General features: G+C 60.4%; 11 protein-coding genes. 8 read left to right on the forward strand and 3 right to left on the reverse strand.

The window, feature by feature from the left end:
- Window positions 1–295: 295 nt before the first annotated feature.
- From VKS22_04980 to VKS22_04990, 3 genes are all read left to right on the forward strand, one after another.
- Window positions 296–784: a lysozyme gene (locus tag VKS22_04980; protein ID HLW69956.1), complete on the forward strand. Its 489-nt coding sequence runs from the start codon at window positions 296–298 to the stop codon at window positions 782–784.
- Window positions 785–1,729: 945 nt separating this feature from the next.
- Window positions 1,730–2,383 (forward strand): LON peptidase substrate-binding domain-containing protein, encoded by a 654-nt coding sequence (locus VKS22_04985; GenBank protein ID HLW69957.1) that lies wholly within the window; start codon window positions 1,730–1,732, stop codon window positions 2,381–2,383.
- A 513-nt stretch (window positions 2,384–2,896) separates the two neighbouring features.
- Window positions 2,897–3,334 carry a hypothetical protein gene (locus tag VKS22_04990; protein ID HLW69958.1) on the forward strand — a complete coding sequence of 146 codons (438 nt, stop codon included), beginning with the start codon at window positions 2,897–2,899 and terminating at the stop codon, window positions 3,332–3,334.
- Between the two features lie 111 nt (window positions 3,335–3,445).
- Here VKS22_04990 and VKS22_04995 read toward each other — a convergent pair whose 3' ends face one another.
- From VKS22_04995 to VKS22_05005, 3 genes are all read right to left on the reverse strand, one after another.
- On the reverse strand, window positions 3,446–4,483 hold the full coding sequence (locus VKS22_04995) for an MBL fold metallo-hydrolase (GenBank protein HLW69959.1): 1,038 nt from the start codon (window positions 4,481–4,483) through the stop codon (window positions 3,446–3,448).
- 171 nt (window positions 4,484–4,654) lie between these two features.
- Entirely contained in the window at window positions 4,655–4,867 is a 213-nt protein-coding gene (locus VKS22_05000; GenBank protein HLW69960.1) for a dodecin family protein, read from the reverse strand.
- A gap of 49 nt (window positions 4,868–4,916) precedes the next feature.
- Entirely contained in the window at window positions 4,917–5,585 is a 669-nt protein-coding gene (locus VKS22_05005) for a pyridoxamine 5'-phosphate oxidase family protein (protein ID HLW69961.1), read from the reverse strand.
- 106 nt (window positions 5,586–5,691) lie between these two features.
- On the opposite strand from VKS22_05005, the gene VKS22_05010 reads away from it, so the two are divergent.
- The 5 genes from VKS22_05010 to speY all read left to right on the forward strand — a co-directional run bounded on the left by VKS22_05010 (window position 5,692) and on the right by speY (window position 12,364).
- The gene (locus VKS22_05010; GenBank protein HLW69962.1) at window positions 5,692–6,843 is read left to right on the forward strand and encodes an amidohydrolase family protein; all 1,152 of its coding nucleotides are present in this window, start codon (window positions 5,692–5,694) and stop codon (window positions 6,841–6,843) included.
- Between the two features lie 441 nt (window positions 6,844–7,284).
- Window positions 7,285–8,208: a HEAT repeat domain-containing protein gene (locus VKS22_05015; protein HLW69963.1), complete on the forward strand. Its 924-nt coding sequence runs from the start codon at window positions 7,285–7,287 to the stop codon at window positions 8,206–8,208.
- An 18-nt stretch (window positions 8,209–8,226) separates the two neighbouring features.
- Window positions 8,227–9,153 (forward strand): hypothetical protein, encoded by a 927-nt coding sequence (locus VKS22_05020; GenBank protein HLW69964.1) that lies wholly within the window; start codon window positions 8,227–8,229, stop codon window positions 9,151–9,153.
- 131 nt (window positions 9,154–9,284) lie between these two features.
- Window positions 9,285–11,018, forward strand: a complete 1,734-nt coding sequence (locus tag VKS22_05025) for an amidohydrolase family protein (protein ID HLW69965.1) — start codon at window positions 9,285–9,287, stop codon at window positions 11,016–11,018.
- A 185-nt stretch (window positions 11,019–11,203) separates the two neighbouring features.
- Window positions 11,204–12,364 (forward strand): deoxyhypusine synthase, encoded by a 1,161-nt coding sequence (speY, locus tag VKS22_05030; GenBank protein ID HLW69966.1) that lies wholly within the window; start codon window positions 11,204–11,206, stop codon window positions 12,362–12,364.
- Window positions 12,365–12,405: the final 41 nt, after the last annotated feature.

Raw genomic sequence — 12,405 nt, forward strand, 5'->3', positions numbered from 1 at the left:
AGCGGCGATATTGCAGGGACATTTTGAACAGAGGCATCGATGATTCGGTGGGAGATGCGCGAAAAGGCGCCGTCAACCGCGACGACGACGTCAAGACGGTGCAGGGGCAGCTCAACATACAGATCGTTGCAGATCGGCGTAGCACTCGTTTCATCTCTGTGGACGGTGGGTCGGCAGCGAAACCCTTGGCGCGATACGGGATTTCCAGCAACGCCGCGGTTTTCCGCAGAGCGGTCTCATCGAACCGGGCAATAATACCATTCGCGCGCTGGGGTCCTTCACCATACCGAGTAGTATGCGCGCCAGCGGAAGTTTGTTTGATTTTCTGAAAGCTCCACGTATGGAAGGATATAGTCGCGTCCTTTACGATCACGATGGAGCGGAGAACACGAGTATTGGGGTTGGTCATTTGGTTCATTTGGGAAGGATGAACCCTCATAACTCCGCCGAAGCGAAGTTCAAGAACGGACTCACCGATTCGCAGATTGAAGAGCTTTTCAGGGAAGACGTGCGCGCGCCGGAGCGCGAGGTCAACGATCACGTGCGGGTTCCGCTGACTCAGAACCAATTTGATGCCCTCGTCAGCCGAGCCTTTAACTTGCGACGGGCCGCGTTTATTGATTCAACATTGCTCAGATTGCTCAATCAAGGCGATTACATAGGCGCCGCTGGACAGTTCTCTTACTTGAGTTCTGCGTATGATAAAACTCATCACAGCCGCCGATCTCTTGGAGGTTTGGAATATCGGCGGGGGCAAGAGGAGGCGCTTTTCTCGAAGCGTTGAGAGGAGTTGGTCAGAATAGTGCGACGGACAAGTAATTGATGAGTACAGAGCCACGGCGGTTATTTTTGAAAACAGCCGCCGGTGCTGTTGTCGTGCTGATTCTCGGGAGCCCACTCTACGTTCTTGCGGCTCGAGCGGGGTCGAATCCGCCAACGTGGGGGCAGATCCTGATCGTGGGCGGCGAAACCGGCCGCCGCGATTCCGATCATGTAGTTGAGCTTTACAATCCACTTTTGAATCGATTTACGCTCTCGCGACCACGCATGAGAAACGAGCGGACCGGAGCGGCCGCAATTGTCATCGGGCTCGGCTCAAACCGCGGCAAAGTGCTGGTGGCGGGGGGATTTGCTGACTGGGGTGCCCGACAGACAACCGAGCTTTACGATCCAGCGACAAACAGGTTCGTGCGGGGCCCAAACCTAATCGACGGTCTCTCCGCCCCCGCGCCTCGCATACCGCGACCGTTATTTCGTCGGGTCCCAACATCGGCAAGATTTTAATCGTCGGTGGTCAGCAGAACGATCGCGATACGCTGTCCTTCACTGAGCTCTACGATCCCGCAACGAACAGATTCATCGCGGGACCGCCGCTCCACGCGCCGCGCACCCAGCATATCGCGATAACGATCGCTTCCGGGCCGAATGCCGGCAAGATTCTGATCGCCGGTGGCGTGATCGCGAATGTCCACAACCGGCAGTGGTGCGGCGATCCCAACTTCTGCAGCTTCACGGATTTCTCTTCGACCGAACTTTACGACCCTGCACAAACAGGTTCGAAGCCGGTCCCGCGATGCGCGGGGCGCCCGGCGATGCCGTCGCGGTGCAGTTGCCCGCCGCTCCACTCAAATAGAAGGCATACCCGGTCGCGCGTTCTTGCACGACTAGCCGGGCGCGGCGGCTTGATTCGCGATGGGATTCGGCCCTAATCTCGGCACAGAGGCCGCGCATGGCGGAGCTTCCGAGCATCATCCCGATCTTTCCGCTGCCCAACTTCGTGCTGTTCCCCGGCGTACTAGCACCGCTGCATATCTTCGAGCCGCGTTATCGCGAGATGATCGCCGACGTCAGCTCGAGCCACGGGCTCATCGGAATGACCATGCTCAAGGGCAACTGGGAGCGCGACTATTACGCCAATCCCGATCTTTATGAGATCGGCTGCGCGGGCCGTATCGGCGCGATGAAGCGGCTGCCGGACGGCCGTTACGACCTGATCCTCGAGGGCCTCGCGGAGTTCAAGGTTGTGCACGAGATGCGCGATCATCCGTATCGCACGGCCGAGGTCGAGTGGCGGCCGGTGCCGTCCGGCCGGCTCGACCTCGATCCGCTCGCGATGGAAAACCTGCGCGACCTGCTCGTCCGCTTCCTGGGTAGCAGCGCGGAGTCGCTATGGCGCTCGCTGGTCGAGGAGCGCGGGCTGCGCGGCGCCGCACTGATCAACTTCATCTGCTTCCATCTCGACGTCAATCCGATCGAGAAGCTGACGCTGCTCGAAGCTGGCGAGTCTCGCGCCACCTGCCTAAATGACGTGCTGACCTTCCGGCTGGAAGAGCGCAAGCTGGGTCCCGGTCCGTCGGGGGGCGATTCCGGACCGCTGCAGTAATCCTTCCGACTGTTCAAAGTCATCCGTTGGGCGCGATTTTTCCTGCCCAATGGCAGCACGCAACTCGCGCTCCGGTACAGTGAACGGCCGCGATAATTGCTGGGCAGTTCTTTGCTGACCAAGTAAATCTTCCGTACAGTTTAGGGCCTATTTACCGGCTTGTCTTTCGATACAACGAGCTGCTCGCGGCCCGTCAACCAGCCGCGTATACCTGTTAGAAACTTGTCGCTTCGATTTTCTGAAACGCCACAAATGCGGCAGTTCAGCATCATGGCTACCTTCGCAGATCGCAAAAAACTTAGCGAAACCATAACCGAAGCGCAGCATTTACCGAGCTTTGAGCGCGTATTCTTGCGGGGATGCAGGATGATAATGATGCCTAACGCGGTCCGCAGTATTTCGGCATCTAAATTGCTTAAGCAGGCCGCGCAAGCGTTCCGATGCTTAATCTCTTTGGCAGTGGCCGGCACGTCGAGCTTGCGACCATGACCGGCGAAAGTGGGTGGTTTGACGATGGATTGGGAAAATAGCGCTCTGGGTTCAATTTTCGTTCCGGAGATTATCACTCCCGAGCAGTACTACGACTCGCGGCGCGACGACAGCGCGATAGCTCCCGTCAAGCGTCTGATGATGGCGGTGCTCGAGGATGCATTGCATTGCTTCCAGAATAACGCCGACGCGCATAACGGGCCGCGCAAGCGCGCCTTCGCCGAAGCCGAGCAATGGCTTTGTATCGATCGCGGCGAAGGGCCATTTTCGTTCGAGACCGTCTGCGAAACTTTGGGGATCGAGCCGGAATATCTGCGGTCAGGTCTGCGCGAGTGGCGCAACCAGCAACTGGCCGGGGTCTCCACGCGGCGGTTGGCGCGACGTTCGCCCGTGGTCCGCAGCGGCAAGATCACGGCGCCGTCGCGCCGCGGCCATCGCGCGCGGATCACGCAGGCCGGCTGAGTGCCGCAAGTTTCGGTAAGAAAAACTCGGGACGGTGTCGAGGCCGTCCCGAGTCCAACAGTATGAACCTACTCAGCGCTGCGCTCGCGATCGTAAAGCTACACCTTTGAATTACACCGTCTGATAGAGTGCGCGGCCATCGCGCTCGGTACGACGGGCACGCCCTTCGATACGTGCGAGTTCGAGATGGGCCAACGTCTCGAAGGTCGCCGCCATCACGTGAAAAATCGGCCGCTCCTCGCCGCCGAAAATCTGCTGGGCGACATCGAAGGCGCACAGCGGCTTGCGCTTGACCAAATCCAGCATCTCGGCCTCGCGATAGCGATGATGCTCGATTAGCTGATTCGCGCGATGGCGATGGTCGTGAAAAACGCCGCCGTGCGCCGGCAACACCAGTTCGACATCGAAACGCTGAATCTTGAGCTGCGATCGGATGAAGTCACCAAGCGGATTGCCCGATGGGAGTGAAGGGTAAAGGCCGACGTGCGGCGTGATCTTGGGCAACAGGTGATCGCCGACGATCAGCACCTTCTCCTTGCGCATATAAATGACGCAATGGCCCGGCGCGTGACCGGGCGTCCAAATCACCTCGAATTCGCGGTCCCCGACGCGGATGACGTCGCCGTCGTTGAGATACTGATCCGGTTGCGGCAGCGGGTTGTACATATTGCTGCCGAACCACATCGGCCGCATCCCCTCGGGCGGATGGTCGTCAATCGGGAAGCCGTGGGTGCGGAAAAACTCGACGGCATCAGGCCGCGCCGACGGCGGTCCGAAGGTCAGCATCCGGTTGACTCGCTCGACCTCGAGGTCGTGGAGGTAGGTGCGCGCGCCGCTGCGATCCTTGATCGTCGCGGAACTGCCGAAGTGATCGACGTGATGATGGGTCCCGATAAGGGTGTTGAGATTTTCGAGTTTCGCGCCGACCTGCATGAAGGCGGCTTCCAGCGTCGCGATGCTATCGGGGGTGTTCATCCCGGTGTCGACCAGCGCCCACGCGCCGTGACAATCCACCAGGTAAACATTGATGATCGTCGGCCGCATCGGCAGCGGCAGAAAAATCTCGTAAATCCCCGGATGGACCTCGGCTACTTTGGCCTGCGGCGCGGTTACGTGGGCCTGCGATTCGGCTACTTTTGCTTCTGGCATATTCCTGTCTTTCTGGACCGGACTACTCGACTATAACCGCGCGTGCAGCGTCGGTTTGGCGGTGTCCGATCGGTTCCTTGCCTGGCGCTGATACCGGCCTGCCGGCGCTCTAGACGAGTGCCCAGCTTTCCGGTCCGGTCAACGCAAGCACGTTATTCGTGCATAGGCCCGCTATTCGTGTAGTTGATCGCGAACCTCGAACGCCGCCTTCAGCACCACTCTCCATTGCGTGACCTGGTTATTCTCGACCTTGGCGGAGATGTCCTCGATGTGCGCGTGATTGATGCCCTTGATCGTGACGCCCGCCCGCGCCAGCGCGAGTTGCACCGCGTCCTCGATCGAGTTCGATGAGATCCCGATTAGATCAATTATCTTCTCAACCATAATAGGCTGCTCCTCCGCCGCGAGCATAGCACCTTTGCGACGCTCTTACCTATTTGCGCGTGAGGTTCTCACGGAGTCGCGCATTTTCCGCTTCGAGTTGCGCGACGCGCGCCTGCAGATGCTCAAACGCTGGGACCACGTCGGCAGCGTCGAGCTTGCGTGGAATATGCTGATGGCAGTTCGTGTCCCAAGCCTCGACTTTGAAGATGATCGCCTGCTCGGGCTTGGCCGCGTAATCGTCGGGCATCAGCCGCGCGATCAGCTCAGAATCGTCCTCGACGATTCGTGCCCGGCCCCAGATCTTGAAGCGCCGCGAGTTGGCATAGTCCATCAGGAAGAGGAAGGCGCGATCATTCTCGGCCAGGTTGCCGGTGGTTATGTATTGCCGATTGCCGGCGTAATCGGCAAAACCGAGCGTGTGATCATCGATCACGCGAATGAAGCCCTTAGGGCCGCCGCGATGCTGCACGTAAGGCTGGCAGGTGGCATTGGCGGTTGCCAGGTAGACGCTGTCGCGCTCGGCGATGAAGTCTGCGAGATCGGCCGTTATCGTCGTATGCCAGCCGCGCGTCTGCTCCATCTTGTGATAGGCCGTGCGCGAGCCGCGACGCTCCTGAAAGGCTTTGACTGCGGGGGTGAAGGCGACATCACTCGCGAAAGAGCTTTCCTCGCGCTCGCGCGAGGAGCTGTCGGACGACGGCGCGTTCGGTTGATCCATGCTCGAACTCCCTGATGCTCAACTAATTTACTCTTGCACTCGGCGAGAAGTGTTACTATCCAGATAAAGCGCCTCACCGCAGGCTAGTCAGGGAGGAACCGAACCGATGCCGTACGCCGAAGGACGCGTCTATAACGACGCCGACGCTCATCTGATGGAGCCAGCCGGCTGGCTGGCCGAGTATGCCGACGCTAAGACCCGCGAACTGCTCAAACCACTGGATTTCTCGAAGTCCGGCACCATGGTCGATCACGCGTTCAAGGGTAAATTCGACGCGAGCCATTGGGACGAAGTCGAGATCGAGAAGAATTTCATGTTCATCAAGGGCTGGGAGGCGCTCGGCGCCTTCGATCCGGACGAACGCGTCCGCGCGTTGGACCTTCTCGGTTTCAACCGGCAGGTGGTCTTCAGCTCGCTTGCGATGAGCCAGTTCTGGGGGACCTTCAAGCAACGCGAGCATGACCCGGACCTGCTCTACGGCGGTGCTCGGGCGCTGAACCGCGCGATGGTCGATTTCTGCAAGAGCGACAAGCGCATGATCGCGGCGGGCTTTCTCCCGCTCGACGACGCCCGCCGCGCCGAGCGCGAGATCGACGAGGGGCTCAAGGCCGGCTGCGGCACCTTCTGGATTCCGGCGCATCCGGCCGGCGACAAGTCTCCCAGTCATCCGGATTTCGACAGGGTGTGGGGCCGTCTGCAGGAGGCCAACGTCCCCTTCATGCTGCACGTCGGCGCGGGCGAAACCCCGATGCCCAACGAATATCGCAACAACGGCCGCGGCCCGCGCAGAGGCTTTCTCGGCGGTGGTGAGGACGTCGATTCCAAGGAGTTCATGATGCTCCACGGATCGGCCGAACCCTTTCTCAGCGCGATGGTGCTCGACGGCACCTTCGAGCAGTTTCCGCGCTTGCGCGGCGGCGTCATCGAACTCGGCGCGCTGTGGGTCGTGCCGTGGCTCAAGCGTCTCGATGTCGCGCAGAATGCCTTCGCCCGCACCGAGCCCGGCCTCGCGCTGCCGATGAAGGCGTCGGATTACGTCCGCCGTCAGCTCAAGTTTACGCCCCATCCAACCGAACCGGCGGGCTGGATTATCGAGCAGGGCGGCGAAGAACTCTTCCTGTTCTCGTCGGACTATCCGCATATCGAGGGCGGGCGCAATCCGCTCAAGCGTTTCGAGGAATCGATGGCGGGTATCAGCGAGTCAGCGAAAGACCGCTTTTACGCGAGTAACTTCCAGGAGTTAATGGGGCTTCAATAAAGGAGCGAGCTCGGAAGCCTGGATAATTGAGCGATTGTGGAGCTACCGCCGCTTGCTTTGCTGTCCGATTGTTGCTTGGTTGCTAACGAATGGTGTAGAAGCCAAGCTTCTGGCGGAGTATAGAGGCATGCATCGCACCCCCCCGCGCCCTTCGGCAACTAAATAGACTATTTCGTCATTCGCCTGGCGGCGCCTTCATCTTATCTCTGTCGGCTACTGCCTGCCTCCTGTTCGCGGTGCGGGCGCACGCCCAGACGCTCGAGGCGATCACTACGAGTTCGAGCCCGATCAACTGGACCCGGACTTTTGGCCGCGAGCCGATCGGTTCTGAGTCCGCCCCGCAGACAATTGCGCTCTGCGCACACCTCACTCAGAAAATTCCTACGATCACGGTCAATAGTGTCTCGATCACCGATCCCACCGGTTTTATACTTACGGACGGTGACCCGGCAACTGAAAGATTTGGTGAAGTCCGTGCATAAGAGTCTAAAGTTAATCACACTCTACGCGCTGCTCACGCCAACCCTACTATTTGCGCAGACCACGCCGACTCCAACTCCAGTCCCGCCGCTGTCCTCGTACAATTGGGCGATAAGCGCCTCGCCTAATTTGGCGGCCAATCCCCCGCCGCTCGCGGTGGTGACTACATTTATACAGAACGTGGACGGTTTCCAGGCGGACAACTTGTGCGCGTTTAAGTTCGTTCCCCTCAACCCATCGACCGGAAATCTGACGTTGCTGGCAAACCCCGGCGATTTAGGAGGTTGTAGCTCTGAGATCGATATTGTAGATAGAACCACAGCCGGTTTTGTATGGAATGAAACGGACGGTTTTAGAGACTCCAGCAGCGACGTTGGCACCGGACCCCAGGACGTGCTGCATAATGGCGGCGTGGAGCTTGTAGTTTATAGCCAGATTACCGACTACCAGGGCTCAAGCCATTGTGCGAGCAGTTGGCCAGTGATCTATGCCTGGACCGGCACTAGCTACAGTTATGTCAGCACGCAGGCTCAGTACCAGCCATTCTACCAACAACTCCTTGCATCGCTGCAAAATCAATACACGACTTTACCGAGCGATTGCCTTCAGGCTGAAATCGACAAACTGCAGCGAGTGCTTGGCACACCCACTGCGGGGTTGTCAAACGCGACGACATGGGCAAGTAGCAGTGATCCCAGCGTGCGGGAATTCGCTGCCTCAATTCTCGCTGATATCGGAACTTCGCAGGCGATAAGCTCGCTCCAAACACTAGCTAGTGATAGCAACCCGGTTGTCGCGGCTGCCGCACAGACCGACCTCTCTTTCGGCCAAACTCAGCCCGATCCCGTGGAGCAGCAAACAATTTCCAACCCGGGCGGCCTTTGAGGTCGATTGAGTACTCTAATGAACAAGCTAACTATCGGCTTCTCAGTCTTCCTGGCGCTGGTCCCATCGCTACTGTTCGCAGCGGCGATGCCCACGACTGTTCCGTCGCCGCTGCCGACGTCGGTTCCGTCGCCACTATCGTCATACAACTGGTCAACTAGCGCCTCGCCTAGCCTTGCGGCGAATCCCCCGCCGATCGATACCGTGCGGACATTCATCACCAATCTCGGCAGTACCGAAGGGATGGTCTGTGCGATAAAATTCGCCAACTTCCGCAACTCCGGCAATCTCACCTTAATCGCCGGTCATTGCGCATCCTCCGACATTGACATCGTCGATCTAACCTCGGCCGGCTTCCAATGGAACGCCCTGGATGCCGCATTGCCGGATGCCAGCGACGACGTTACCAGCGGGGTGCAAGATTTGCTCGGCAACGGCACCTCTGAACTGGTCGTCCACGCTTATCTGGCGTACCCGCAAGTGTACGGCTATTGCACCACGGTCTGGCCCGTGGTTTACGCCTGGAGCGGCGGCAGTTATGCGAACGTGAGCACGCAACCTCAGTACGCGCCGTTTTATCAGAGTCAGCTTGCTGCACTTCAGGCTCAGCTCGCCGCGTCGCCCAGCACTTGCCTCCAGGCTGAAGTCGATAAGATACAGCGCGTACTAGGCAACCCCGCCGCGGGGCTCGGGGACGCGACCACCTGGGCCGTCAGCGCCAACCTCGGCGACCAGATGTTGGCCGCGCAGATCCTCGGCGATATCGGCACCTCAGGCGCGCTGACTGTGCTTCAGACGCTTGCCGGCAATAGCGACCCATACATGGCCGATGTCGCGCAGCGCTTCGTCGAGAATCCAACCCGCAACGCGCCGGGATTTGTCACGCCGCAAACCATCCCGAACCCCGGCGCGCTGGTGACCAGCAGCTTCGGCGCTCTGCTTTGAGCGCTGGTGAAACGGGGCTGCTTTTTGCTATAAGCAAATCTGGTGTTGGAATCTATAACGGTTATGTAAAAGTCAGGACGCCCAGTCCTACCAATCGAGGCAGTCCTTACCAATCGAGGAGGGAACCGCAAATGGCTGATTACGATATCCAAATCAAGGGTGGCACGATCGTCGATGGCACGCGCGTCCCGCGCTACCAGGGCGACGTCTGGATCAAAGACGGCAAGGTCGCCCAGCTCGGCGGACGCTCGCCGGGCTTTGCCAAAAAGGTGATCGACGCCAACGGCCTGATCGTCGCGCCAGGCTTCGTCGATCTGCACACCCATTACGACGCGCAAATCCGCTGGGATCCTTACTGCACGATCTCCGGATGGCACGGCGTGACGTCGCTGGTGCTCGGTAACTGCGGCTTCGGCTTCGCGCCCTGCAAGCCTGAGTTCATCGAGCGCTCGATGCTCACGATGACGCGCACCGAGGCGATTCCCTTCGCGTCGATGAAGGCCGGGATCAAGTGGGATTGGGAGACCATCCCGCAGTATCTCGATTCATTGGATCGGACCCCCAAGGGCGTCAACTGCATCCAGTACATGCCGACCGCCTCGCTGATGACCTACGTGATGGGCCTCGAGGCGGCGAAGACGCGGCCGGCGACCGAGCAGGAGCGGGTCGAGATGGCGCGGCTGCTCGACGAAGGGATGGACGCGGGGCTCTGCGGCTTCTCGATTCAGCGGCTCGGACCGAATTCGGTGCAGGCCGACTTTGACGGCTCACCGATGGTCACCGACACGATGTGCGACGAGGACATCCTGAACCTCGGCCGCGTGCTGCGCCGGCGTGACGAAGGTTTCATGGAGATCACACAGGGCACCGGCGACGCGCGCCATGACCTGGCCTTCGTCGAGAAGCTGGCGGACGAATCGCAGCGGCCGATCCTCTGGCAGGCGATCATCCCGACGCGCGCCAACCCGGAAATCCATCGCCGCAGCATGCGCTTCGTCGAACGCAACCGCGCGAAGGGGCGTCAGATCTTCGGTCAGGCAGGCACGGTCCGCAGCGGCTTCGCCTTCACACTCGAGAACTGGAACCTCTATGACACGCTGCCCGAATGGCGCGACCTGACAATCGGCACGAAAGAAGAGAAGCTCGCCAAGATGCAGGATCCGGCGCGGCGCGCAGCGGTCGTCCACGCCAACGACAACTGCGACATGAACTTCAAGGCGATCCAGGCCGGCGTCGGCGGCCATCCGAAGCATCTGATCGTGCAGTGGGTCGAGAATAACGAAGAGCTCGAAAAGCATGTCGGCAAGTCGCTCGGCCAGATTGGGATGGAAGAGGGCAAGCATCCGATCGAAGCGATGCTCGATATCGCCGTGGCGACCGGCCTCAAGGCTGAATTCCTCGGCCCCAATCGCGGTTTCAACCCCGAGTACATGGCCGAGATCATCAACAACTCGCAGTTCACCTTCCCCGGCGTTTCGGACGGCGGAGCGCACACCAAGTTCTTCACCGGCGGGGCGTTCACGACCGATTTCCTGCGCTGGCTGGTGCGCGACGAACAGCGCATCACGCTCGAAGAGGCGCACTACCGCATGTCGGCGCTGCCTGCGCACGCGGCGGGCTTCCGCGATCGCGGCGTGCTGCGCGAGGGCGCTGCGGCGGATGTCGTGGTGTATGACCTCAACGGCCTCGGGATCGAGCCGGACTGGGTCGGCGAGATCGTCCACGATCTGCCGGGCGGCGAATGGCGGCGGGTGCAGCGCTCGAAGGGCTACCGCTCGATCATCGTCAACGGCGTCGAGACCTTCAGCGAGGGCAATTGCACCGGGGCGACGCCGGGCAAGCTCCTGCGTCACGGGCGCGCCTGACCGCGTATATCCCATAAGCTCTATAAATGAATGAATGATGCGCGGGGCGGCTCAATCGAGCCGCCCCGCTCCGTTTGCGGCCGTCTAATCTTGCGCGCGGACTGCTGTGCTCGGTTCAACTAGCCTCGCGCCGATCCTGTCGTTAGGATTCGTGCGACCGCAACCTCGCCGGAGGCCGCAACCCTATGTCCGCAGCGAAGAAGAATAACCGCTTCCTGAGCGGCGCGGCGATCGAGCCGCGTCCTGTGCGCGGCGACATGACCGCGGCCGAGCTGATCGATACGGCCTTTTTGGCCTACAACGGCCGCCGCCTGCGCGAGGCTTGCCGGCTGTTCGCCGAAAAGATGCTGGCGGCCGACGCCGTCGTCGGGATGAGCATCACCGGCGCGTTGACCCCGGCCGGGCTCGGCATGTCGTGCCTCATCCCGCTCATCGAAAACGGTTTTATTGACTGGATCGTCTCGACCGGCGCCAATCTATATCACGATACGCATTTCGGGATCGGCCTCAAGATGTATCAGGGCTCAGCCGAGACCGACGACGTAGCGCTGCGCAAGGCGGGCGTCGTGCGCATCTACGATATTTTTTTCGACTACCACGTGCTGCTCTCGACCGACGCCTTTTTCCGCGAACTGGCGCGCAATGAGGAGTTTCAGCATCCGATGGGCACCGCGGAATTTCATTATCGCGCCGGCCGTTACGTCGCCGAGCGCGAGCGCGTCCTCAAGCTCAAGCGGCGCTCGATCCTGGCCGCGGCGCATGAATACGCCGTGCCGGTCTACACCTCGTCGCCCGGCGATTCGTCGATCGGGATGAACCTCGCGCTGCTCGAACTCGAAGGCTACCAGCTGCGGATCGATCCGCTCAGCGACGTCAACGAGACCGCGGCGATCGTCTATGCGGCGAAGTCGCACGGCCTGAACAGCAGCGTCTTCATCCTCGGCGGCGGCTCGCCGAAGAACTTCGTGCTCCAAACCGAGCCGCAGATTCAGGAGGTGATGGGCGTGGCGGAGAAGGGTCACGACTACTTCCTGCAGGTCACCGACGCGCGGCCGGATACCGGCGGCCTCTCGGGTGCGACGCCGAACGAGGCGGTGAGCTGGGGCAAGATCGATCCCGAACGGTTGCCCGATTCGGTGGTCTGCTACGTTGATTCGACGGTCGCGCTGCCGCTGATCACCGCGTACGCACTCGCGCGGCGCAAGCCGCGGCCGCCGCGCCGGTTGTACGAACAGCGCGAGCGGATGATGAGTGAACTGTTGGCTGCGTATGAAAAAGTGCGGCGACGATCAGGCAGAGCCTCAGCAAAGCCGCGCAAGCGAGTCCGCGAGACTGCGGCAAAATAAGGATCCAGCCGAAGAAAGCGTCCTGAATCAGACACGCGCCT

Source organism: Candidatus Binataceae bacterium, assembly GCA_035308025.1.
In the GTDB taxonomy this organism is placed as follows: Bacteria; Desulfobacterota; Binatia; order Binatales; family Binataceae; genus JAJPHI01.

Coding starts and splice junctions, on each gene's coding strand:
- VKS22_05000 (HLW69960.1), bottom strand. CDS start 4,867: ATGGTTGAGAAGATAATTGATCTAATCGGGATCTCATCGAACTCGATC.
- VKS22_05020 (HLW69964.1), top strand. CDS start 8,227: ATGAACAAGCTAACTATCGGCTTCTCAGTCTTCCTGGCGCTGGTCCCA.
- VKS22_05010 (HLW69962.1), top strand. CDS start 5,692: ATGCCGTACGCCGAAGGACGCGTCTATAACGACGCCGACGCTCATCTG.
- VKS22_04990 (HLW69958.1), top strand. CDS start 2,897: ATGGATTGGGAAAATAGCGCTCTGGGTTCAATTTTCGTTCCGGAGATT.
- VKS22_04985 (HLW69957.1), top strand. CDS start 1,730: ATGGCGGAGCTTCCGAGCATCATCCCGATCTTTCCGCTGCCCAACTTC.
- VKS22_05005 (HLW69961.1), bottom strand. CDS start 5,585: ATGGATCAACCGAACGCGCCGTCGTCCGACAGCTCCTCGCGCGAGCGC.
- VKS22_04995 (HLW69959.1), bottom strand. CDS start 4,483: ATGCCAGAAGCAAAAGTAGCCGAATCGCAGGCCCACGTAACCGCGCCG.
- VKS22_04980 (HLW69956.1), top strand. CDS start 296: ATGCGCGCCAGCGGAAGTTTGTTTGATTTTCTGAAAGCTCCACGTATG.
- speY (HLW69966.1), top strand. CDS start 11,204: ATGTCCGCAGCGAAGAAGAATAACCGCTTCCTGAGCGGCGCGGCGATC.
- VKS22_05025 (HLW69965.1), top strand. CDS start 9,285: ATGGCTGATTACGATATCCAAATCAAGGGTGGCACGATCGTCGATGGC.